15 protein-coding genes are annotated in these 22,128 nt (G+C 71.8%); 4 read left to right on the top strand and 11 right to left on the bottom strand.

The window, feature by feature from the left end; translation table 11 throughout:
- Positions 1–73: 73 nt before the first annotated feature.
- The 8 genes from ACZ3KP_RS32435 to iolC all read right to left on the bottom strand — a co-directional run bounded on the left by ACZ3KP_RS32435 (position 74) and on the right by iolC (position 11,759).
- Positions 74–937, bottom strand: coding sequence for an ABC transporter permease (locus tag ACZ3KP_RS32435; RefSeq protein WP_358972457.1), 864 nt, complete (start codon positions 935–937; stop codon positions 74–76).
- Positions 934–3,579, bottom strand: coding sequence for a CocE/NonD family hydrolase (locus ACZ3KP_RS32430; RefSeq protein ID WP_467503800.1), 2,646 nt, complete (start codon positions 3,577–3,579; stop codon positions 934–936). The genes ACZ3KP_RS32435 and ACZ3KP_RS32430 overlap by 4 nt, the downstream gene beginning before the upstream one ends.
- A gap of 355 nt (positions 3,580–3,934) precedes the next feature.
- Entirely contained in the window at positions 3,935–5,332 is a 1,398-nt protein-coding gene (locus ACZ3KP_RS32425; protein WP_467503799.1) for an APC family permease, read from the bottom strand.
- A 330-nt stretch (positions 5,333–5,662) separates the two neighbouring features.
- Positions 5,663–7,165, bottom strand: a complete 1,503-nt coding sequence (mmsA, locus tag ACZ3KP_RS32420) for a CoA-acylating methylmalonate-semialdehyde dehydrogenase (RefSeq protein WP_467503797.1) — start codon at positions 7,163–7,165, stop codon at positions 5,663–5,665.
- A 14-nt stretch (positions 7,166–7,179) separates the two neighbouring features.
- Positions 7,180–9,051 (bottom strand): 3D-(3,5/4)-trihydroxycyclohexane-1,2-dione acylhydrolase (decyclizing), encoded by a 1,872-nt coding sequence (iolD, locus tag ACZ3KP_RS32415; RefSeq protein ID WP_467503795.1) that lies wholly within the window; start codon positions 9,049–9,051, stop codon positions 7,180–7,182.
- On the bottom strand, positions 9,048–9,863 hold the full coding sequence (gene iolB / locus ACZ3KP_RS32410) for a 5-deoxy-glucuronate isomerase (RefSeq protein WP_132886918.1): 816 nt from the start codon (positions 9,861–9,863) through the stop codon (positions 9,048–9,050). The genes iolD and iolB overlap by 4 nt, the downstream gene beginning before the upstream one ends.
- Before the next feature lie 10 nt (positions 9,864–9,873).
- Positions 9,874–10,749: a Cgl0159 family (beta/alpha)8-fold protein gene (locus ACZ3KP_RS32405; RefSeq protein ID WP_358973008.1), complete on the bottom strand. Its 876-nt coding sequence runs from the start codon at positions 10,747–10,749 to the stop codon at positions 9,874–9,876.
- A 59-nt stretch (positions 10,750–10,808) separates the two neighbouring features.
- Positions 10,809–11,759: a 5-dehydro-2-deoxygluconokinase gene (iolC, locus tag ACZ3KP_RS32400; protein WP_467503794.1), complete on the bottom strand. Its 951-nt coding sequence runs from the start codon at positions 11,757–11,759 to the stop codon at positions 10,809–10,811.
- Positions 11,760–12,127: 368 nt separating this feature from the next.
- Between iolC and ACZ3KP_RS32395 the strand changes: the two genes are divergently transcribed.
- Positions 12,128–12,328 carry a helix-turn-helix transcriptional regulator gene (locus tag ACZ3KP_RS32395; protein ID WP_037649824.1) on the top strand — a complete coding sequence of 67 codons (201 nt, stop codon included), beginning with the start codon at positions 12,128–12,130 and terminating at the stop codon, positions 12,326–12,328.
- 53 nt (positions 12,329–12,381) lie between these two features.
- On the opposite strand, the gene ACZ3KP_RS32390 is transcribed toward ACZ3KP_RS32395, so the two are convergent.
- A complete protein-coding gene (locus ACZ3KP_RS32390) occupies positions 12,382–13,425 on the bottom strand; it encodes a zinc-dependent alcohol dehydrogenase family protein (RefSeq protein ID WP_467503792.1) in 1,044 nt (347 codons plus the stop codon).
- Between the two features lie 653 nt (positions 13,426–14,078).
- Between ACZ3KP_RS32390 and ACZ3KP_RS32385 the strand changes: the two genes are divergently transcribed.
- The 3 genes from ACZ3KP_RS32385 to ACZ3KP_RS32375 all read left to right on the top strand — a co-directional run bounded on the left by ACZ3KP_RS32385 (position 14,079) and on the right by ACZ3KP_RS32375 (position 17,774).
- On the top strand, positions 14,079–15,029 hold the full coding sequence (locus tag ACZ3KP_RS32385; RefSeq protein ID WP_358972437.1) for a PrsW family intramembrane metalloprotease: 951 nt from the start codon (positions 14,079–14,081) through the stop codon (positions 15,027–15,029).
- Positions 15,030–15,102: 73 nt separating this feature from the next.
- Positions 15,103–15,342, top strand: a complete 240-nt coding sequence (locus ACZ3KP_RS32380) for a heavy-metal-associated domain-containing protein (protein WP_132887072.1) — start codon at positions 15,103–15,105, stop codon at positions 15,340–15,342.
- A gap of 107 nt (positions 15,343–15,449) precedes the next feature.
- Entirely contained in the window at positions 15,450–17,774 is a 2,325-nt protein-coding gene (locus ACZ3KP_RS32375) for a heavy metal translocating P-type ATPase (protein WP_467503790.1), read from the top strand.
- 590 nt (positions 17,775–18,364) lie between these two features.
- On the opposite strand, the gene ACZ3KP_RS32370 is transcribed toward ACZ3KP_RS32375, so the two are convergent.
- Both ACZ3KP_RS32370 and recD2 read right to left on the bottom strand, forming a co-directional pair.
- Complete coding sequence (locus ACZ3KP_RS32370; protein WP_132886925.1) at positions 18,365–19,654, bottom strand: citrate synthase; 1,290 nt, start codon at positions 19,652–19,654, stop codon at positions 18,365–18,367.
- Between the two features lie 178 nt (positions 19,655–19,832).
- The gene (recD2, locus tag ACZ3KP_RS32365; RefSeq protein WP_467503789.1) at positions 19,833–22,121 is read right to left on the bottom strand and encodes an SF1B family DNA helicase RecD2; all 2,289 of its coding nucleotides are present in this window, start codon (positions 22,119–22,121) and stop codon (positions 19,833–19,835) included.
- Between the last annotated feature and the right edge of the window lie 7 nt (positions 22,122–22,128).

Genomic DNA, 22,128 nt, shown 5'->3' with positions numbered 1-22,128 from the left:
CGGCGCGGGGGGGCCAAAACGTGCGCCACGACGCGTTGCGGATGGGTCTCGAAGCGGCCACGGGCCGCGTGACCTAGGAGACGACGTCCTTGCGGGCGAAGCCCCGGAAGGCCAGCGCGAACAGTACGAGGGCGTACGTCACGGACACCGCGGTGCCCTGGATCATGCCGGACCACTCGGGGTGCGGTTGTACGGCGTCCGCCCAGGCGAACTGCCAGTGCGCGGGCAGGAAGTCGCGCCAGTGGCCGAGGGCGGTGACCGCGTCCAGGACGTTGCCGACGATGGTCAGGCCGACGGCGCCGCCGACCGCTCCGAGCGGCGCGTCGGTCTTCGTGGACAGCCAGAACGCGAGTCCCGCGGTGACCAGTTGGGACAGGAAGAGGTACGCGACCACGACGGCGAGGCGCTGGGCGGCGGTGCCGGTGTCCAGGGCGCCGCCGGTGGGGATCTGGAGCGGCCCCCAGCCGTAGGCGGCGGTGCCGACGGCCAGGGCGACCAGCGGCAGCAGGATCATCGCGGCGAGGCTGAGGCCGAGCGCGACGACCAGCTTGGACCACAGCAGCCTGGCCCTCGGCACGGGCGCGGCCAGCAGGTAGCGCAGGGAGGACCAGCCGGCCTCGGAGGCGACGGTGTCCCCGCAGAACAGCGCGACCGGGATGACCAGCAGGAAGCCCGCCGACACGAACAGGTTGACCGCGGCGAAGTTGGCGCCCGACGCGGTGGCCGTGTCCAGGAGGGTGACCTGGCCGTTCTCCCGGCCCGGTTGCCCGCCGACCGCGAACGCTATGAGCAGCACGAACGGCAGTACGGCCAGGATGCCGCCCATCACCAGGGTGCGGCGCCGCTTGAACTGGCGGACCAGTTCGACGCGCAGCGGCAGGGTGCGGCCCGCCCGGTAGCCGGAGGCGACCGCCGCCTTCTCGGTGACGGTGCTCATGCGGAACCTCCGATCAGGGTCAGGAAGGCGTCTTCGAGCCGGCGGTGCGGGCCCACCGAGGCCACCGGCACGTCGAGGCGGACGAGTTCGGCGACCAGGCGTGACGCGGTGCCGCCGGGGTCCATGCGGACGAGCAGGCCGTCGTCGGTGCGGGTCACCGAGGCGACGCCGGGCAGTGCGGCGACCTTCTCCACGACCGGTCCCTCGACGGGGGTGCCGGTGCCGACCAGGAGGGTGTCGCCGGAGCCGACGATCTCGGCGACCGGACCGGCCTGGACGAGCCGGCCGCGGTCCATCACCACGAGGTGGGTGCAGGACTGCTCGACCTCGGCGAGGAGATGGCTGGAGACGATCACCGTGCGGCCGGCCGCCGCGTAGCGGATCATCACCTCGCGCATCTCGCGGATCTGCGGCGGGTCGAGGCCGTTGGTCGGTTCGTCGAGGATGAGCAGGTCCGGCAGGCCGAGCATGGCCTGGGCGATGGCGAGGCGCTGGCGCATGCCCTGGGAGTACGTGCGGACCGCGCGGGCGAGGGCGTCGCCGAGGCCCGCGATCTCCAGGGCCTCTTCCAGGTGGGCGTCCTCGGCGGGGCGGCCGGTGGCCTGCCAGTACAGCTCCAGGTTCTCCCGGCCGGACAGGTGGGGCAGGAAGCCCGCGCCCTCGACGAACGCGCCGACCCGGGAGAGGACGGGCGCGCCGGGGCGGATGGCGTGCCCGAAGACCCTTATCTCGCCGTCGTCGGGCTTGATCAGGCCCATCAGCATGCGCAGGGTGGTGGTCTTGCCCGCGCCGTTGGGGCCGAGCAGGCCGAGGACCTGGCCCTGTTCGACGCGGAAGGAGAGGCCGCGTACCGCGTACCGGTCGGTGGAGCGCGCGTAGCGCTTGCTCAGGTCCGTTATCTGGAGCGGGACCGCGGCGAGTTCCGGGGCGGGGGCCGGGCCCGCGGTGCGGCGGCGGCCGCCGAACAGCAGGGCCAGGGCGGCCAGCGCGCCGGCCAGCGGCAGCCACCACACCCAGGCGGGCAGTGCCGCGGCGGCGGTGTCCACCTGCGGTGCCGTGGGCACGCTCAGGGGGCTTTTCAGGGAGACGGTGTAGGTGGCGGGGGCGGTCGGGGAGGCGTAACCGAGGTCGGTGGAGGCGAGGACCAGGCGCAGGCGGTGTCCCTTCTGGACCTCGTGGTCGATGGCCGGGAGGGTGAGGGTGACGTCCTTGCCGGACCTCGCTCCCGTGACACGGACCGGGGCGACCAGCTGGGAGGGCAGCACCTGCTGGGTGCCGTCCGGGCCGACGTCGTACACCTTGCCGAAGAGCACGGCGTCGTCGCTGGTCGAGGTGAGGTGGACGGTGGCCGTCGGGGTGCCGGTGATCTGCACGTTGTCGGCCGTCGGGGCGGAGTCGAAGCGGGCGTACTGGCCCGGGAAGTCCAGGGAGACGCCGACGCCGAGGGAGGAGAGCTGGGCGAGGCCGCCGCCGAGGCCGGGCAGCGCGGAGACGCCGGGCGGGCTGGCGCCGGCCGGGTTCTGGACGCGCTGGGTACCGCCCTTGAGGGCGATGTCCTTCCGGTCGCTCTCCAGGCCGGGGTAGCTGTCGGCGGTCGCGCCGCGCAGCTGGGCGGTGCCGTTGGTGGAGTCGACGCCTCCGGTGCGGGTGATCCGGAAGGCCGGGCCGGTGTCGGTGGCCTTGTCGCCCTTGAGGTACCGGTCGAACCAGGAGGTGACGCGGGCCTCGACGCGGCTGGTCTCCAGGTCGCCGCCGTCGTGGCCGCCGGCGATCCAGTCGACGTCGACGGGGGCGCCGTTGGCCTTGACGGCCTTCGCCGCCGCGTCCGACTGGGAGAGGGTGAACAGGGAGTCGGTCTGGCCCTGGAAGAGCAGGGTGGGCACCTTGATGCGGCTGCCGACGGCCGACGGTGAACGCTCTTCGAGGAGCTTGACGGCGGCGGCGTCCGGCGTGCCCGACTCGGCGACCCGGTCGTACATCGCGCACAGCGCGGGCTCGAACTTCGCGCAGCCGCCGCCGGTGTTGAAGAAGATGCCGGCCCACAGCTTCTTGAAGACGCCGTCCGGGAACAGGGCGTCCGCGAGGTTCCAGTACGTGATCGACGGGGCGATGGCGTCGACGCGGTCGTCGTGGCCGGCGGTGAGGAGGGAGATGGCTCCGCCGTAGGAGCCGCCTGCCATGCCGACGCGCGGGTCGCCGGGCTTGTCGAGCTGTACCTGGGGCTGTTTCGCCAGCCAGTCGATGAGCCGGGAGACGTCGGCGACCTCGGCCTTCGGGTCGTTCAGGCCGATCTGTCCGGTGGACCTGCCGAAGCCGCGGGCGGACCAGGTGAGGACCGCGTAGCCGTCCCGGGCGAGGTCCTCGGCCTCGGCGCGCATGTCGTTCTTGCTGCCGCCGAAGCCGTGGGCGAGGAGGACCGCGGGGCGGCGGGCGGTGCCGGGCGTGGTGAAGAACGAGGTGTCCAGGCGTACGCCGTCCACCGCCATCACCCTGTCGGTACGGCGCACCGCCGGTGTGTCGTCGGAGGCGGCGACGGCCGTCCAGGTGCCGGCGCCGACCAGCACCACGACGGCGGCCGCGGCGGGCAGAAGCCGTCGCGGCCGCCGGAGCAGGGCTCGCCAGGCGGGCAGTCGAAGATCCATGCCTCAACGGTACGGCGCCGGACGGACAACGGATGCCGACGGTGGGCTGAACAGCGGGCCATCCCCGAGGAGTAGGGGCCCGTCGCCGTGTACTTCGGGCGCGGTACACCGGGGGGCCGCCGGGGGCGCGTGTGGGGCAGTGGATGCGTGCGGGCTGCTGGGGGTTGCTCGCGCAGTTCCCCGCGCCCCTGGGTCGGCCGCTCTCCCCGGCGCACGCGGATCACCGCCGCTCCACCCCCTCCCGCCGCCACGGCGATCAGCCGCCGCGGCGGAGTCCGGCGGTGCCGAGCTGGGCAGTGGGTGGGGGCTGCTCGCGCCCGCGCGGCGGAGCGGCGCACAGGGCGAGTCGGGGGCTTTACGGTTGGGCGTCCTGGGGGATGGAGACGACCCAGTGGGTGTTCTTGCGGGGGCGGAGGTAGAAGGCCCAGTAGAGGGTGGCCGCCGCCGTGATGCCGCCGGTCCACAGGAGGTACGTCGTCTCCTGCTGGGTGAGGATGTACGCCAGCACCACGATGAGGAGGACCGGCATCGCCGGCCAGAGCGGCATCCGCCAGGCGGGGGTGTGCTTGTGGTGGCCCCGGCGGGACAGCAGCGCGGCGACGGCGACCAGGAGGTACATGCCCGTCACCGACACGCCCGTCACGCCGTACAGGGTGTCCAGGTTGACGAAGCAGAGCAGGGCGCCGGGGACGCCGACGGCGAGGGTGGCGACCCAGGGGGAGCCGAAGCGGCCGAGGCGGGAGAGGCCGCTGTTGACCGGGTTCGGCCACGCCCTGTCGCGGGCCGAGGCGAACAGGACGCGGGAGTTCTGGATGACCATGACGATGCCCGCGTTGATGATCGCGAGGGCCACGCAGAGGCTGACGAACGTGCCGACCGCGGAGTTGGACCAGGCGGTGACCATGGAGCTGATGTCGCCGCCCGTGAGGGCCTTGAGGTCGGTCGCGCCCATGGTGATCGCGGCGACCGGGACGAGGATGACCACCGTGGAGATGGCGAGGGTGGCGAGGACCGTACGGGCGACGTTGCGGCGCGGGTCCTCCAGTTCCTCGGAGAGGTAGACCGCGGTGGAGAAGCCCTGGGTGACGAAGAGGGCGATGGCGAGGCCGGAGACGACGAGCATCGCGGTGACGGTCGTGGTGTGGCCGCCGGCGTCCGCCACCTGGAGGGAGGTGAGGCTGCCGACCCCGCGGTGGCTGTGGGAGAAGCCGAGGACGGCGACCACGCCGGCCGCGATCACCTCGAGGACCAGGAAGATGCCGGTGATCCAGGCGTTCGCGCGCAGGTCCAGCAGGCCCGCGAGGGTCGCGAGCAGCATCACGCCCGCGCCGGTCATGGCCGGGTCGAGGTGGACGATCGGCGCCAGGTAGTCGGCCGTGCCCATCGAGATCACCGGGGGCACGATCATCACGACGAGCAGGGAGAGGACGAAGACCAGCCAGCCGGCGAGGCGGCCCGCCATCGTGGAGACCATCGCGTACTCGCCGCCCGCGCTCGGGATGAGCGTGCCGAGCTCGGAGTAGCAGAACGCCACGGCGATACAGAGGAGGGAGCCGATGGCGATGGTGAGGGCGGTGGCGGTGCCGAGGGTGCCGAACAGGTCGGGAACGACCACGAAGAGCGTGGAGGCCGGGGTGACGCAGGAGAGGGTCAGTAGGGTGCCGCCTACCACTCCGATGGAGCGCTTGAGCGTCTGGGGGCTGTCGGGCGCCTCGGTGACGGCGGTGTCGACAGGGCGGAGCGTGTCGGTCATGCGGCGGTTCCGATCGACTTGTGCGGATGCCTCCGGCGGTTGGGCTGCGCTGCATGGAACCCCGACGAAAACCATGGCGTCAATGGCTGTTTACCTTCGGATTCCGCAGCCTTAAAGCAAGCCGTGCCACATCACTTTCTTAGGGTTGAATCCCCCAACGTCGCAATCATCAAGACTGTTCGCCGCATAACCTTGCTTTCGAAGGTAGTGAACGCAAAGTACTTAAGTCACCCGTTTCCTCCCATGGAAACGAGAACCGAAGGTGAGCCGCCAAAAAAAGTCGGGGCCGTCCGGAATCCGGACGGCCCCGACGGGGTCAGGCGATCACGCTCAGTGGTTGCGCGGGAAGCCCAGGTCGACGCCCGCGGGGGCGTCCGCCGGGTCGGGCCAGCGGGTGGTGACGACCTTGCCGCGGGTGTAGAAGTGCGTGCCGTCGTTGCCGTAGATGTGGTGGTCGCCGAAGAGCGAGTCCTTCCAGCCGCCGAAGGAGTGGTAGCCCACCGGCACCGGGATCGGGACGTTCACGCCGACCATGCCGGCCTCGATCTCCAGCTGGAAGCGGCGGGCCGCGCCGCCGTCCCGGGTGAAGATCGCGGTGCCGTTGCCGAACGGGGAGGCGTTGATCAGCGCCACGCCCTCCTCGTACGTGTCCACCCGCAGCACGCACAGGACCGGGCCGAAGATCTCGTCGGTGTACGCCTTGGCGGTCGTCGGCACCTTGTCCAGCAGCGAGATGCCGATCCAGTGGCCGTCCTCGAAGCCCTCGACCGTGTGGCCGGTGCCGTCGAGGACGACCTCCGCGCCCTCGGCCGCCGCGCCGGTCACGTAGGAGGCCACCTTGTCCCGGTGCACGGCCGTGATGAGCGGGCCCATCTCCGACGTCGGGTCGTTGCCGGGACCGATCTTGATCTTCTCGGCGCGCTCGCGGATCTTCGTCACCAGCTCGTCGCCGATCGCACCGACCGCCACGACCGCCGAGATCGCCATGCAGCGCTCGCCGGCCGAGCCGTAGGCCGCGGAGACAGCCGCGTCGGCCGCCGCGTCCAGGTCGGCGTCCGGGAGCACCAGCATGTGGTTCTTGGCGCCGCCGAGGGCCTGCACGCGCTTGCCGTTGGCGGAGGCGGTGGTGTGGATGTAGCGGGCGATCGGGGTGGAGCCGACGAAGGAGACCGCCTTGACGTCGGGGTGCTCCAGGAGCCGGTCCACGGCCACCTTGTCACCGTGCACGACGTTGAAGACGCCGTCCGGGAGCCCGGCCTCGGCCAGCAGCTCGGCGATCTTGATCGACGCCGACGGGTCCTTCTCCGACGGCTTCAGCACGAACGTGTTGCCGCACGCGATGGCGATCGGGAACATCCACATCGGGACCATCGCCGGGAAGTTGAACGGCGTGATGCCCGCGACGACGCCCAGCGGCTGGCGGATCGAGGAGACGTCCACCCGGTTCGCGACCTGCGTCGACAGCTCGCCCTTCAGCTGCACGCTGATACCGCAGGCCAGGTCCACGATCTCCAGGCCGCGCGCGACCTCACCGAGGGCGTCGGAGTGCACCTTGCCGTGCTCGGCGGTGATCAGTTCCGCGAGGGCGTCCCGGTTGGCGTCGAGCAGCGCGCGGAACCTGAAGAGGATCTCCGTGCGCCTGGCCAGCGAGGACTGGCCCCAGCTCAGGTAGGCGTCCTTGGCGGCGGCGACCGCGGCGTCGACCTCGTCGACCGACGCGAACGCGACCTTCGTGGTGACCGCGCCGGTGGCCGGGTCGGTGACCGGCCCGAAGGTGCCCGACGTGCCGTCGACGGACTTGCCGCCGATCCAGTGGTTGACGATCTTCGTCATGACCGGTTACTCCTTCACAGATGGCGGCGTCGGGTCGAGACGTGCCGTTCGTAGAGCTCACGTGCCTTGACCGCGGCGGCTCGGGTCGCGGTCGCGGCCACGGGTACATCCCACCAGGCCTGCGCCGGAGGCGGGCCCGACACAGTGTCTGCCGTTTGCGTCTCGACGTAGACACATGTGGGAGCGTCGGCGGCCCGCGCCTCGGCCAGCGCCGCGCGCAGGTCCCGTACGGTCTTCGCGCGCAGCACCCGCATACCGAGGCTGGCCGCGTTGGCGGCGAGGTCGACGGGCAGCGGGGCGCCGGTGAGCGCCCCGTCGTCCGAGGGGAGGCGGTACGCGGTGCCGAACCGCTCGCCGCCCACCGACTCGGACAGGCCGCCGATGGAGGCGTAGCCGTGGTTCTGCACCAGCAGCACCTTGATGGCAGTCCCCTCCTGGACGGCGGTCACGATCTCGGTCGGCATCATCAGATACGTGCCGTCGCCGACCAGCGCCCACACGGTGCGCTCCGGCGCGGCGAGTTTCACCCCGATGGCGGCCGGTATCTCGTAGCCCATGCACGAGTAGCCGTACTCCAGGTGGTACTGGTCGTGCGACCGGGTCCGCCACATCCGGTGCAGGTCGCCGGGGAGGGAGCCGGCCGCGTTGACGATCACGTCGGTCTCGTCGACGAGGGCGTCGAGGACGCCGAGGATCTGCGGCTGGGTCGGCCGGACGTCGGGCTCGTCGGCCTCGTAGCAGGCGTCGACGCGCTGCTCCCAGCGCTCCTTGTCCTCGGTGTACTCGGTGACGTAGGAGTCGGCGGTCCGGTGGCCGTCCAGGGCCCCGCGCAGCTCCGTGAGGGCGCTGCGGGCGTCGGCGACCAGGGGCAGCCCGGCCAGCTTGTGGCTGTCGTGGGGTGCGATGTTGAGGTTCAGGAAGCGGACGTCCGGGTTCTCGAAGAGGGTGCCGGAGGCCGTGGTGAAGTCGGTGTAGCGGGTGCCGACGCCGATCACCAGGTCGGCGGTGCGGGCGAGTTCGTCGGCCGTGGCGGTGCCGGTGTGGCCGATTCCGCCGACGTCCTGCGGGTGGTCCCAGCGCAGTGAGCCCTTGCCCGCCTGGGTGGACGCGACCGGGATACGGGTGGCCTCGGCGAAGTCGGCGAGCACCGCTTCGGCCCGGCTGTGGTGGACGCCGCCGCCGGCGACGATCACGGGGCGGCGGGCGTTCCTGATCGCCGTCACCGCCGCGGCGAGTTCGGCCCGGTCGGCGGCGGGTCGTCGTACGGTCCACACCCGTTCGGCGAAGAACTCCTCGGGCCAGTCGTACGCCTCCGCCTGGACGTCCTGCGGGAGGGCGAGGGTCACGGCGCCGGTCTCGACGGGGTCGGTGAGCACCCGCATGGCGGCGAGGGCGGAGGGGATCAGCTGTTCGGGGCGGTTGATGCGGTCGAAGAACTTCGACACCGGGCGCAGGGTGTCGTTCACGGACACGTCGGCCGCGTACGGGACTTCGAGCTGTTGCAGGACCGGGTCGGCGGGGCGGGCGGCGAAGACGTCGCCGGGCAGGAGCAGGACCGGGAGGTGGTTGATGGTGGCGAGGGCGGCGCCGGTGACCAGGTTGGTGGCGCCGGGGCCGATGGAGGTGGTGACGGCGTGTGTGGCGAGACGGTTCGACTGACGCGCGTAGCCGACCGCCGCGTGCACCATGGCCTGTTCGTTGCGGCCCTGGTGGTACGGCATGTCGTCCGCGTACTCCAGGAGTGCCTGGCCGAGGCCGGCCACGTTGCCGTGGCCGAAGATGCCCCAGGTGGCGCCGATCAGGCGGCGGCGCTCGCCGTCCCGCTCGGTGAACTGGACGGCGAGGAAGCGGACAAGCGCTTGCGCGACGGTCAGCCGAATCGTCATCGGTAACCCTCCAGATGGTCCGGGTGGAAGCAGATCCGCCACTCCCGCGTCGCGCCCGGCCCCGCCATGACGTTCAGGTAGTACATGTCGTGCCCGGGCTGCGCGATCGACGGGCCGTGCCATCCGTCGGGAACGAGCACGGCGTCGCCGGAGCGGACCTCGGCGAGGACGTCCGTACCGCCCTCACGGGAGGGGAATACGCGCTGGTACCCGATACCGTTCGGTCCGTCGATCTCGAAGTAGTAGATCTCCTCCAGCTCCGACTCCTCGCCGGGCCGGTGCTCGTCGTGCTTGTGCGGCGGGTACGAGGACCAGTTGCCGCCGGGCGTGACCACCTCGACGGCGATCAGCTTGTCGCAGTCGAAGGCGTCCGCGGAGGCGAAGTTGCGCACCTGCCGGGCGCTGGTGCCGCTGCCGCGGTCTTCGACGGGGACCTCCGGCGCGGGGCCGTAGCGGGCGGGGAGTCGTCGCTCGCACTTCGCTCCTGCCAGGGCGAAGCGGCCTCCCGCGCCGGAGGCGATCTGGACCTGGGCGTCCCGGGGCGCGTACGCGAAGTCCGAGACTCCGCCGAACACGCTCTCCCGGCCCAGGATCTGGAACTCTTGTCCCTCTGTTCGCACCGTACAACCGCCCTGGAGCGGAAGCACGATCCATTCGCTGTCCCCGGTGGTGAACAAATGCGTTCCACCAGGGGCCAGTTCGACGATCCGCAGGCTGCTGTGCGTCCACCCGGCCCGCTTGGGGTCGATGTCGAGCGCGTACTGGGCGTTCGCGGTCGAACCCTTGGTGAGATGCAGCTCGTTGGTCGTCATCTTCTCGCCCTCACAGGAGTCCGACGGCGGTGTCGACGGCGGCGGCCACGTCGCCGTCCGCCGGGTACAGCAGTGAACGGCCGACCACCAGGCCGCGCACGGTGGGCAGTTGCAGGGCGCCGCGCCATTTCTCGTAGGCGCCGTCCTGGTCGTCCCCGACCTCGCCGCCCAGCAGCACGGCGGGCAGCGTGGACGTCTCCATGACCTGCGCCATGTCGTCCGGGTCGGCGGTGACCGGCACCTTCAGCCAGGTGTAGGCCGAACTCCCGCCGAGGCCCGAGGCGATGGCGATGGACCTGGTGACCGCCTCCGCGGACAGGTCGTTGCTGACCCTGCCCTCGGGGGTGCGGCGGCTGATGAACGGCTCGACGAAGACGGGGAGCCGGCGCGCGGCCATGTCGTCGATGGCGCGCGCGGTGGACTCCAGCGTGGTGAGCGAGCCGGGGTCGTCGTAGTCGATGCGCAGCAGCAGCTTGCCGGCGTCGAACCCGAGACGCTGTATGTCCTCGGCGCGGTGGCCGGTGAACCGGTCGTCGAGTTCGAAGGAGGCGCCCTGGAGTCCGCCCCGGTTCATCGAGCCCATGACGACCTTGCCGTCCAGGACGCCGAGCAGCAGCAGGTCGTCCAGGATGTCGGCGGTGGCGAGGACGCCGTCGACGCCGGGCCGGGACAGCGCCAGGCACAGCCGCTCCAGGAGGTCGGCGCGGTTGGCCATGGCGAGCCGGTCGCCGCCGACGCCGAGCGCGCCGCGGGCCGGGTGGTCCGCGGCGACGATCATCAGCTTGCCGTCCTCGTTGAGGAGCGGACGGCGCGAGCGCCGGGCGGCCGCCTCGGCGATCGCCTCGGGGTGGTGGGTACGGGTGTGGACGAGGGCGGCGATGTCCACGGTCGTCTCCTTGGCGGGGGCGCCGCCCTCGCGGTGGGCGCCGGTGACGCGGCCGGCCCTCACCGCACCGCTCCGGCGGCGAGCGCGGCGGCGATCTCCTCGGCGGTCGGCATCGCCGAGGAGCACTCCAGGCGGGAGGCGACGATGGCACCGGCCGCGTTGGCGTGCCGCATGATCGTCTCCAGGTCCCAGCCGGCGAGGAGGCCGTGACACAGGGAGCCGCCGAAGGCGTCACCGGCGCCGAGTCCGTTGAGGACGTCGACGGGCAGCGGCGGTACCTCGGCGCGGTCGCCGTCGCGGTTCACGGCGAGGACGCCCTTGGGGCCCTGCTTCACGACCGCCACCTCGACGCCCGCGTCCAGCAGGGCCTGGGCGGCGGCCTGCGGCTCGCGGACGCCGGTGGCGACCTCGACCTCGTCGAGGTTGCCGACGGCGACGGTGGTGTGCTTGAGCGCCTCGGTGTAGAAGGGGCGGGCCGCGTCCGGGTCCGCCCAGAACATCGGCCGCCAGTCCAGGTCGAAGACGGTGGTGCCCGACTTGGCGCGGTGGGCGAGGGCCGCGAGGGTCGCCGTGCGGCTGGGCTCCTCGCTCAGGCCGGTGCCGGTGACCCAGAAGATCCCGGCGTCCCGGACGGCGTCGAGGTCCAGTTCGTGGGCGTCGATCTCCAGGTCCGGGGCCTTGGGCTGACGGTAGAAGTACAGCGGGAAGTCGTCCGGCGGGAAGACCTCGCAGAAGGTGACGGGGGTGTTCAGCCCGGGGACCGGGGTGACCCAGCGGTCGTCCACGCCGAAGTCGCGCAGCGCCTGGTGCAGGTAGGCGCCGAAGGCGTCGTCGCCGGTGCGGGTGATGACGGCGGTGCCGCGGCCGAGGCGGGCGGCGGCCACCGCGACGTTCGTCGCGGACCCGCCGAGGAACTTGCCGAAGGACGACACCTGGGCGAGCGGGACACCGGTCTGGAGCGGATAGAGGTCCACCCCGATCCGCCCCATGGTGATCAGGTCGTACGCCATCGGCATCCCTTCGTCATGGCTCTCCCGTGGTTTGTAGCCCTGCGCGGGACGTCGTGTCAATGCTTTGTCCGGACATTCGGACGACAGGATGCGAGACGTGCGGGAGGGCGGGGGCCGGGCGGTCCGTGTCAACCCGACCCGCCGGGGAGTCGGCGTGCGCCTTTGCCCCGGCTCTGTCACAACCGCCCCCGCTCTGTCACACATGTCACGCATACGCGGGTTGTCGGTCACACCAGAACGACAGCCGCTTGCGGACAGTCACTCTGCGTCGTTCACCGGGCACAGGCTTTGATCGCCAGCGCCGCGCCCGGTTCCCCCCGGTGACCGCCTCCGGTCGCCCCCGCGGTGCGCGCAGGGAGGTGCGTCCCATGACCGACCGAAGGCTCTGGTCGTACAAGGAGATCGCTGCGCACATCCGCGTGCAGCCCGACACCGTCCGCTCCTACCGAAAACACGGGCTGCTCCCGCCGCCCGACCATGTCGAGGGCGGCAAGCCCTACTGGTACGCGGACACGGTGCGCGCCTGGGTCGCCTCCCGGCCGGGCAACCGGGGCCGCAGAGACCTCTGAACCACTCCCCCGCGCAGGAGCCCCGCCCGTCGAAACGGCGGGGCGCGTGCGTGTCAGGACCAGGGCTCGACGACCGTCACGCCCGCGGCCGGAGCCGTGTCCATCGCCGCCAGGGCCCGCGGGGCCTGGTCCAGGGTGATCGTCCTGGCGGTCAGGAGGTCGGGGCGGAGGGTGCCGGCGGCGACCAGGTCGAGGAGGGCGGGGTAGGCGTGGGCGGCCATGCCGTGACTGCCCAGGAGCTCCAGTTCCAGGGCGATCGTCCGGGCCAGCGGTACCGGTGTGGTGCCCTCCGGGGACGGCAGCAGGCCCACCTGGACGTGCCGGCCGCGGCGGCGCAGGGAGTTGACCGAGGCGGCGGCGGTGGCCGGGGAGCCGAGGGCGTCCAGGGACAGGTGTGCGCCGCCGGAGGTGAGGTCGCGGACGGCCGCTGCCGGGTCCCCGGTGTCCGCCGCGTTCACGCAGTGGGCGGCGCCGAACTCCCTCGCCAGGTCCAGCGCCCCGGCCGAGACGTCGACCGCCACGACCCGCGCTCCGCAGGCCGCCGCGATCATCACCGCCGACAGGCCGACGCCTCCGCAGCCGTACACCGACACCCACTCCCCGGCCGCGGCCCTGCCCTGCTGCACCACCGCGCGGAAGGCGGTGGCGAAGCGGCAGCCGAGGGAGGCGGCCGTCGCGTACGACATGTCCTCCGGGATCGCCACCAGGTTCACGTCCGCGTGGTCCAGCGCCACGTACTGGGCGAAGGAGCCCCAGTGGGTGAAGCCGGGCTGGGTCTGGCGCTCGCAGACCTGCTGGTCGCCGGCCGCGCAGGACGGGCAGGTGCCGCAGGCGCAGACGAAGGGGACGGTGACCCGGTCGCCGGGGCGCCGGCCGGTCACCCCGGCGCCGACCGCCTCGACGACGCCGGCGAGTTCGTGGCCCGGTACGTGCGGAAGCGTGATGTCGGGGTCGTGGCCCATCCAGCCGTGCCAGTCGGACCGGCACAGACCGGTGGCCTCCACCCGGACGACCACACCGTGGGGCGCCGGGCGCGGATCGGGGACCTCCCTCACTTCGGCGGGGCCGCGGAAGTTCTCGAAGACGACGGCTCGCATACGCGCGTGCTCCTTTCGGGGACTGCGCGAAGGGTAGGCGCTGCCGCGTCCGGAACGCGCAGGTCGCACAGGGCTGACCACCCCCGCCCCGTAACGAGGGGGCCGGTCGCGCCCGCGCGGCAGCAACCGCCCACCCGACTCCACGCTCCCCCGCCGGGACACCCGCGCCGGCTTCGGGCCCGCCGCCGGGCGCGTACGCCCGGACGCGCCCGGCGGCAGCGCCGAAGCCGCGGACGCCGCCGCCCCGACTGTCCCAGGCCCGGACCAGGGCCAGCGCCGTGCTCTCCCTCCCCCCAAGCCGCCCCGCCCCAAGACGCCCGGCGGCGTCACCTAGGGCATGCCCACGCCACCCGACGGCCACAGACCCGGACCAGAGCCAGCCCCGCACCCTCACTCCTCCAAGCCGCCCCGTCCCCACACGCCCGGCGGCGTCGTCGGGGGCACGCGCGCGCCGCCCGGTGGGCGCGGGTATGTGCCGGGTTCTGCGTCCGGGCGGGTCGGCCCCTGAGCGGCGCCCCGCGCGTCGGCCCGGGCGGCGGCCACTCCCCCGCCACTCCCGGACTGCGACATGCCGGGCTTCTGCCTAAAGTTCGGGTAAATCGACCGGTTCCGGTGAGCGCCACCGCGTCCGCCGGAGCACGAGGGGACCCGCCGTGACCCACTCTCCGCCCCCCGGCCGGCCGCAGGCCCGCATCCCGGGTCCGCAGCAGCCGCCCCCGCCGTACCCCCGGATCCGCGCGGGCCTGTGGAAGCGCTGCCTCGGGGGCGGGCTCGCCCTGTGGGCGCTGACCGCGGTGGTCACGTACGCGACGGGGAACACCACGCTGCTGCCGACGCTGATCCTGCTCGGCAGCTTCCTCGTCCCGGTCGTCTTCGTCCTGTGGGCCTACGAGCGGCACGGCCGCGACCTCGGCGTCAGCGCGATCCTCGGCTGCTTCCTGACGGGCGGCACGCTCGGGGTGCTGGGCGCCTCGGTGATGGAGTCCTACCTCGTCCGCCCGTCCTGGGGGATGTTCGTCTGCGTCGGCCTGATCGAGGAGGCGGTGAAGCTCGGCGCGCTGGTGTTCGTCCTGCGCCGGCTGCCCGGGATCCGCGGCGTACGGGCCGGACTGGTGCTCGGCGCGGCCGTCGGCTTCGGCTTCGCGGCCCTGGAGAGCTCCGGGTACGCGTTCAACGCCGCCGTCTCCACCGAGGGCATCGACCTGCGGGCGCTGCTCGAGACGGAGATCCTGCGCGGCGTACTGGCCCCGTTCGGGCACGGCCTGTGGACCGCGATCGCGGGCGCCGCCCTGCTCGCCTCCCGTCGCCCGAACGGCCGCTTCCGGCTCACCGCGCAGGTGGCCGGCAGCTGCCTCGGCGTCGCCCTGCTGCACGCCCTGTGGGACTCCACGCACGGCGTGGCGATCTGGCTGGTGGCCCGTCTGGTGGGTACCGGAGTGCACAGGGAGCTGTTCGCCGAGGGGTACATCCCGCACCCGACCACGGCACAGGAGCACCTCTTCACGCTGTTCTCGGTGGGCCTGCTGATACTCGTCTCCCTGGCGGGGGTGGCCTGGGTGGGCTCGCTGGCGCGCCGGGACCCCTCTTGGAGAAATACCCCCTAGGGGTATAGTGTGAACAGAGTGGGGCCCCCTCCTGGGCCCCATCGGCCCCACCCGCCACGACGAGGAGAACGACATGACCGCCCAGACCGACACTTCGGGCTCCGTGACCGCCGTCTACAAGGTGACCGGGATGAGCTGCGGACACTGCGAGGGTTCCGTCTCCGCAGAGATCTCCGAGCTGCCCGGCGTCAGCTCGGTGACGGCCGTCGCGGCCAGCGGTGAGGTCACGGTCGTGTCCGCCGCCCCGCTCGACGAGGAGGCGGTCCGCGCCGCCGTCGACGAGGCGGGCTTCGAGCTCGTCGGCCGCGTCTGAGAACCCCGCGCAGCAGTACGCACGTCTGACACACATCTCTCCGCCGGGCCGTGCCGACCAGCTGATACTGGATCCGTACGGTCCGGTCCGTTGTCTGGAGTCCGGACATGACCACCAGCACCACCGGCACCGCATCCACCGCGAGGACATCCATAGCCCCGCCGCCTCCGACCACCGGCACGGCCGGCACGGCCGAGGTCGAGCTGCTCATCGGCGGCATGACGTGCGCCTCGTGCGCCGCCCGCGTCGAGAAGAAGCTCAACCGCATGGACGGCGTGACGGCCACCGTGAACTACGCGACCGAGAAGGCGAAGGTCACATACCCCCAGGGGGTTCAGGTCGCGGACCTGGTCGCCACGGTCGTGAAGACCGGGTACACGGCCGAGGAACCGGCACCCCCGGAGCCGGCCCGGCCGGAGCCGGACGCCACGTCCGGCAACGCGTCCGACGCCGCATCCGGCCCGGATCCCGAACTCGCCGGGCTGCGCCACCGCCTCCTGGTCTCCGCGCTGCTCGCCGCCCCGGTGGTGCTGCTCGCGATGGTCCCTGCGCTGCAGTTCGACAACTGGCAGTGGCTGTCGCTGACCCTGGCGTCGCCGGTGGTCCTCTGGGGCGGCCGGCCCTTCCACCGGGCCGCCTGGACCAACGCCCGGCACGGCGCGGCCACCATGGACACGCTGGTCTCGGTCGGCACGCTCGCCGCGTTCGGCTGGTCGCTGTGGGCGCTGTTCTTCGGCGACGCGGGCATGGCCGGCATGCACGACGAGTTCCGGTTCACGGTCTCGCGCACGGACAGCGCGTCCTCCATCTACCTGGAGGTCGCCGCCGGGGTCGTCGCGCTGATCCTGCTCGGCCGCTACCTGGAGGCGCGCTCCAAGCGCCGGGCGGGGGCGGCCCTGAAGGCCCTGCTGGAACTGGGCGCCAAGGACGTGGCGGTCCTGCGCGACGGCCGCGAGGTGCGGGTCCCGGCGGGGTCCCTGGCGGTCGGCGACCTGTTCGTCGTACGGCCCGGCGAGAAGATCGCCACCGACGGGACCGTGGTCGAGGGCGTCTCGGCGGTCGACGCCTCGATGCTGACCGGCGAGTCGGCACCGGTGGACGTGGGCGCCGGCGACACCGTCACGGGGGCGACCGTCAACGTGGGCGGGCGGCTGGTCGTCGAGGCCACCCGCGTCGGCGCGGACACCCAACTGGCCCGGATGGCACGGCTGGTGGAGGACGCGCAGAACGGCAAGGCCGAGGTGCAGCGGCTCGCCGACCGGATCTCCGCCGTCTTCGTGCCCGTCGTCATGCTGATCGCGCTGGGCACCTTCGGGGTCTGGCTGGGCGTCACCGGGGACCCGGCCGCCGCGTTCACGGCCGCCGTCGCGGTGCTCATCATCGCCTGCCCCTGCGCGCTGGGCCTGGCCACGCCGACCGCGCTGATGGTCGGCACCGGGCGGGGCGCGCAGCTCGGCATCCTGATCAAGGGCCCGGAGGTGCTGGAGTCCACGCGCCGGGTCGACACCGTCGTGCTCGACAAGACCGGGACGGTGACCTCCGGGCGGATGAGCCTGCAGGAGGTGTACGTCGCCGAGGGCGCCGACGAGGACGAGGTGCTGCGGCTCGCGGGCGCCGTCGAACACGCCTCCGAGCATCCGGTCGCGCGGGCGATCGCCGCGGGGGCCGGCGAGCGGGTCGGGGAGCTGCCCGGGGTCGAGGACTTCGAGAACGTCCCCGGGCGGGGCGTCCGCGGGCGGGTGGAAGGCCGCGAGGTGGCCGTGGGGCGGCTCGCCGAGATCACCGGCCCGGTTCCCGAGGAGCTGGCCGCGGCGCGCTCCAGGGCCGAGCGGGAGGGCCGTACGGCGGTCCTGGTCGGCTGGGACGGGGCGGCCCGCGGGGTCCTCGCGGTCGCCGACGCGGTCAAGGAGTCCAGCGCCGAGGCGGTGCGCGAGCTGCGCGCGCTCGGGCTGACGCCGGTCCTGCTGACCGGGGACAACCGGCCGGTGGCCGAGACGGTCGCGCGGGCCGTCGGGATCGACCCGGACCACGTGTTCGCGGAGGTGCTGCCCGAGGAGAAGGTGGCGGTCGTACGGCGGCTGCAGGCCGAGGGGCGGACGGTCGCCATGGTCGGCGACGGCGTCAACGACGCGGCGGCGCTGGCCACCGCCGACCTGGGGCTCGCGATGGGCACCGGGACGGACGCGGCGATCGAGGCCGCCGACCTGACGCTGGTGCGCGGGGACCTGCGGGTGGCGGCGGACGCGATCCGGCTGTCCCGGCGCACCCTCGCCACCATCAAGGGCAACCTCGGGTGGGCCTTCGGCTACAACGTGGCCGCGCTCCCGCTCGCCGCCGCCGGACTGCTGAACCCGATGATCGCGGGGGCGGCGATGGCCTTCTCCTCGGTGTTCGTGGTGACCAACAGCCTGCGGCTGCGCGCCTTCCGGTGAGATCCGCCAACTCTTCACCGCGCTGGATGTAGAAGTCCCCCTGGAGTCCGGCGCGCACCTCACATAAGCTCTTCACAAGGCTCGCGCATCATCCTTACGCTTGAGCTCCGATCGCTGTATCGGGGCTCTTGCGCATCTATCGGACATATGCAAGAGACGCAGATCACAGTGATGTGAACGTAACCATCGAAGGGGTTCGAAGGTCTAAGTTGGCGATGTCAGAGAAGCGTCTTGGGGGGCGCTGACCTGGCATCTGGGGATGTCTTGGGGGACTTCCTCAGAGATGCGTTGCCGGGGCACGTACGTCGGGAAGCTTTGAGCGGCCCTCCCGTGCCGTACGGGTCCCGGCAGATCGCACCGCATCACTGGTAGCACGACACGTAGTACGGCGGGCGGTGCCCGTTGTGCTCAACGCAGCGATTCAGGCGCTGCCGCACCGAGCGCCCGGCCGGATCCCGTGGGGGGAATCCGCACCGGGACACGGGAAGGCGCCCTGGTCGCCGGCCCGTGGGGGGACCGGTGCTCCAGGGCGCCTTCTGCTGCGCCGGGGCGGGGGCACCGTGTTGGACGGCGCCCCCTCGGCTGACGGGTCAGCGCTCCTCGACGGGGACGAAGTCGCGCTCGACGACGCCCGTGTAGATCTGGCGCGGGCGGCCGATGCGGGAACCCGGCTCCTTGATCATTTCCTGCCACTGGGCGATCCAGCCGGGCAGCCGGCCGAGGGCGAACAGGACCGTGAACATCTCGGTCGGGAAGCCCATGGCGCGGTAGATCAGGCCGGTGTAGAAGTCCACGTTCGGGTAGAGGCTGCGCGAGACGAAGTAGTCGTCGGAGAGCGCGTGCTCCTCCAGCTTCAGGGCGATGTCCAGCAGTTCGTCGGACTTGCCGAGGGCCGAGAGCACATCGTGCGCGGCGGCCTTGATGATCTTGGCGCGCGGGTCGAAGTTCTTGTAGACCCGGTGGCCGAAGCCCATCAGGCGGACGCCGTCCTCCTTGTTCTTCACCTTGCGGATGAAGGAGTCGACGTCGCCGCCGCTCGCCTGGATGCCCTCCAGCATCTCCAGCACCGACTGGTTGGCGCCGCCGTGCAGGGGGCCCCAGAGCGCCGAGATACCGGCGGAGATGGAGGCGAACATGTTCGCCTGGGACGAGCCGACCAGCCGGACCGTCGACGTCGAACAGTTCTGCTCGTGGTCGGCGTGCAGGATCAGGAGCTTGTCCAGGGCCGAGACGACGACCGGGTCCAGCTCGTAGTCCTGGGCGGGCACCGAGAACGTCATGCGCAGGAAGTTCTCCACGTAGGAGAGGTCGTTGCGCGGGTAGACGAACGGGTGGCCGACCGACTTCTTGTACGCGTACGCGGCGATGGTCGGAAGCTTGGCGAGCAGGCGGATCGTGGAGAGGTCGCGCTGCTTCTCGTCGAACGGGTTGTGGCTGTCCTGGTAGAAGGTGGACAGCGCCGAGACGACCGACGACAGCATGGCCATCGGGTGGGCGTCACGCGGGAAGCCCCGGTAGAAGTTCTTGACGTCCTCGTGCAGCAGGGTGTGCCGCGTGATCTCGGTCTTGAACGTGGTGAGCTCGTCCACGGTGGGCAGCTCGCCGTTGATCAGCAGGTACGCCACCTCGAGGAAGGTGGAGCGCTCCGCCAGCTGCTCGATCGGGTAGCCGCGGTACCGGAGGATGCCGGCCTCGCCGTCGAGGTAGGTGACGGCGGATTTGTAGGCAGCGGTGTTGCCGTAGCCGCTGTCCAGGGTCACGAGACCGGTCTGGGCCCGGAGCTTCCCGATGTCGAAGCCCTTGTCGCCGACGGTGCTGTCGACCACCGGGTAGGTGTACTCGCCGTCGCCGTACCGCAGTACTACTGAGTTGTCGCTCACGTCTTCCCTCACCGACGTAGTGCCTCATCTTCGAGGTGCCCTGACTGTCTCTACCATCCCCCATTTGGCTCAGGAGAGTGCACTCGGGGTCGACCATTGGGCCTATTGGCGGCACTCAGTGCCGCCAACCTGCTCATCCTGCCCCCTTGTCTCCCCATCTGGAAGTGCCTTGTGACCTTCACGACTCATTTGATCGATCATTTTTTGCGAGGCGGCCCGTTGAAAGCCTGAAGTCCAGTGCCGTACAGCGCCGACCTGCCGACACCGTGCGCACCGCCTGCCCGATCGCCTTGCGCGAACCGACGAGGACGACCAGCTGCTTGGCGCGGGTGACCGCCGTGTAGAGCAGGTTCCGCTGAAGCATCATCCACGCCCCCGTGGTGACGGGGATCACCACCGCGGGATATTCACTTCCCTGTGAACGGTGGATGGTCACCGCGTAGGCATGGGCCAGTTCGTCCAGTTCGTCGAATTCGTACGGCACCTCCTCGTCCTCGTCGGTCAGCACCGTCAGGCGCTGGTCGACCGGATCGAGCGAGGTGACCACGCCCACGGTGCCGTTGAAGACGCCGTTTTCGCCCTTGTCGTAATTGTTGCGGATCTGGGTGACCTTGTCGCCGACGCGGAAGACCCGCCCGCCGAACCGCTTCTCGGCGAGGCCGGGGCGGGCCGGGGTGATGGCCTGCTGGAGCAGCCCGTTGAGCACCCCGGCCCCGGCGGGCCCGCGGTGCATCGGCGCGAGCACCTGCACGTCCCGCCGGGGATCGAGCCCGAACCTGGCCGGAACACGGCGGGCGGCGACGTCGACCGCGAGCCGGCCCGCCTCCTCCGTCTCGTCCTCCACGAAGAGGAAGAAGTCCTTCATGCCGTCGGTGACGGGCTGCTGCCCCGCGTTGATCCGGTGTGCGTTGGTGACCACGCCGGACTGCTGGGCCTGCCGGAAGACCCGGGTGAGGCGGACGGCCGGGACCGGGCTGTCGTCGGCGAGCAGGTCCCGGAGCACCTCTCCGGCGCCGACGCTGGGCAGCTGGTCCACGTCCCCGACGAAGAGGAGGTGCGCGCCGGGCGGTACGGCCTTCACGAGCTTGTTGGCGAGCAGGAGGTCCAGCATCGAGGCCTCGTCGACCACGACCAGGTCGGCGTCCAGGGGCCGGTCCCGGTCGTAGGCCGCGTCCCCGCCGGGCTTGAGCTCCAGCAGACGGTGGACGGTCGACGCCTCGGCACCGGTCAGCTCGGCGAGCCGCTTGGCGGCGCGGCCGGTGGGGGCGGCGAGCACCACCTTGGCCTTCTTCGCCCGCGCCAGCTCCACGATCGACCTGACGGTGAACGACTTGCCGCAGCCCGGCCCGCCGGTCAGCACGGCCACCTTCTCCGTCAGGGCCAGCCGGACGGCGGCCTCCTGCTCCAGGGCGAGGTCGGCGCCGGTGCGGTCCCTCAGCCAGGCGAGCGCCTTGTCCCAGGCGACGTCACGGAACGCGGGCATCCGGTCCTCGTCGGTGCGCAGCAGGCGCAGGAGCTGGGAGGCGAGGGCGACCTCGGCCCGGTGGAAGGGGACCAGGTAGATCGCGGTGACGGGTTCGGCGTCGGGGCCGGGACCGGGGAGCCGCTCCCGTACGACGCCCGGGTCCTCCCCGTCCTCCGGCTGCGCCGCCAGCTCGGCGAGGCAGTCGATGACGAGACCGGTGTCGACCTGGAGCAGCTTGACCGCGTCCGCGATGAGCCGCTCCTCGGGGAGGTAGCAGTGCCCCTGGTCGGCGGACTGCGACAGCGCGTACTGCAGCCCCGCCTTCACCCGCTCCGGACTGTCGTGCGGGATCCCCACCGACTGGGCGATCTTGTCGGCGGTGAGGAACCCGATGCCCCAGACGTCGGCGGCGAGCCGGTAGGGCTGGTTCTTCACGACGGAGATGGAGGCGTCGCCGTACTTCTTGTAGATCCGCACCGCGATCGACGTGGACACCTCGACGGTCTGGAGGAAGAGCATGACCTCCTTGATCGCCTTCTGCTCCTCCCAGGCGTCGGCGATCTTCTTCGTCCGCTTCGGCCCGAGCCCGGGCACCTCGATCAGCCGCTTGGGCTCCTCCTCGATGATCCGCAGGGTGTCGATCCCGAAGTGCTGCGTGATCCGGTCCGCGAACACCGGCCCGATCCCCTTGACCAGCCCCGACCCCAGGTACCGCCGGATCCCCTGCACCGTGGCCGGCAGCACCGTCGTGTAGTTCTCGACGGTGAACTGCTTGCCGTACTGCGGGTGCGACCCCCAGCGCCCCTCCATCCGCAGCGACTCCCCCACCTGGGCACCGAGCAGCGCACCGACGACCGTGAGCAGATCGCCGGCGCCTCTGCCGGTGTCGACACGGGCGACGGTGTAGCCGTTGTCCTCGTTGGCGTAGGTGATGCGTTCGAGCACGCCTTCGAGAGTGGCGAGCCGCCGCTCACCTGTGGGGGTCCCCGTCTGCTGAGCCATGATCCGA

It is taken from the genome of Streptomyces sp. NPDC020958, from assembly GCF_055562175.1.
The sequence above is the reverse complement of the archived record's forward strand: the minus strand, read 5'-3'. Positions and strand labels throughout refer to the sequence as shown.

What these genes read in the sequence shown, in the direction of transcription:
- iolD (WP_467503795.1), bottom strand. Translation starts at nt 9,051, where the DNA reads ATGACGATTCGGCTGACCGTCGCGCAAGCGCTTGTCCGCTTCCTCGCC.
- ACZ3KP_RS32435 (WP_358972457.1), bottom strand. Translation starts at nt 937, where the DNA reads ATGAGCACCGTCACCGAGAAGGCGGCGGTCGCCTCCGGCTACCGGGCG.
- ACZ3KP_RS32390 (WP_467503792.1), bottom strand. Translation starts at nt 13,425, where the DNA reads ATGCGAGCCGTCGTCTTCGAGAACTTCCGCGGCCCCGCCGAAGTGAGG.
- iolB (WP_132886918.1), bottom strand. Translation starts at nt 9,863, where the DNA reads ATGACGACCAACGAGCTGCATCTCACCAAGGGTTCGACCGCGAACGCC.
- recD2 (WP_467503789.1), bottom strand. Translation starts at nt 22,121, where the DNA reads ATGGCTCAGCAGACGGGGACCCCCACAGGTGAGCGGCGGCTCGCCACT.
- ACZ3KP_RS32430 (WP_467503800.1), bottom strand. Translation starts at nt 3,579, where the DNA reads ATGGATCTTCGACTGCCCGCCTGGCGAGCCCTGCTCCGGCGGCCGCGA.
- ACZ3KP_RS32375 (WP_467503790.1), top strand. Translation starts at nt 15,450, where the DNA reads ATGACCACCAGCACCACCGGCACCGCATCCACCGCGAGGACATCCATA.
- ACZ3KP_RS32380 (WP_132887072.1), top strand. Translation starts at nt 15,103, where the DNA reads ATGACCGCCCAGACCGACACTTCGGGCTCCGTGACCGCCGTCTACAAG.
- iolC (WP_467503794.1), bottom strand. Translation starts at nt 11,759, where the DNA reads ATGGCGTACGACCTGATCACCATGGGGCGGATCGGGGTGGACCTCTAT.
- mmsA (WP_467503797.1), bottom strand. Translation starts at nt 7,165, where the DNA reads ATGACGAAGATCGTCAACCACTGGATCGGCGGCAAGTCCGTCGACGGC.
- ACZ3KP_RS32395 (WP_037649824.1), top strand. Translation starts at nt 12,128, where the DNA reads ATGACCGACCGAAGGCTCTGGTCGTACAAGGAGATCGCTGCGCACATC.
- ACZ3KP_RS32425 (WP_467503799.1), bottom strand. Translation starts at nt 5,332, where the DNA reads ATGACCGACACGCTCCGCCCTGTCGACACCGCCGTCACCGAGGCGCCC.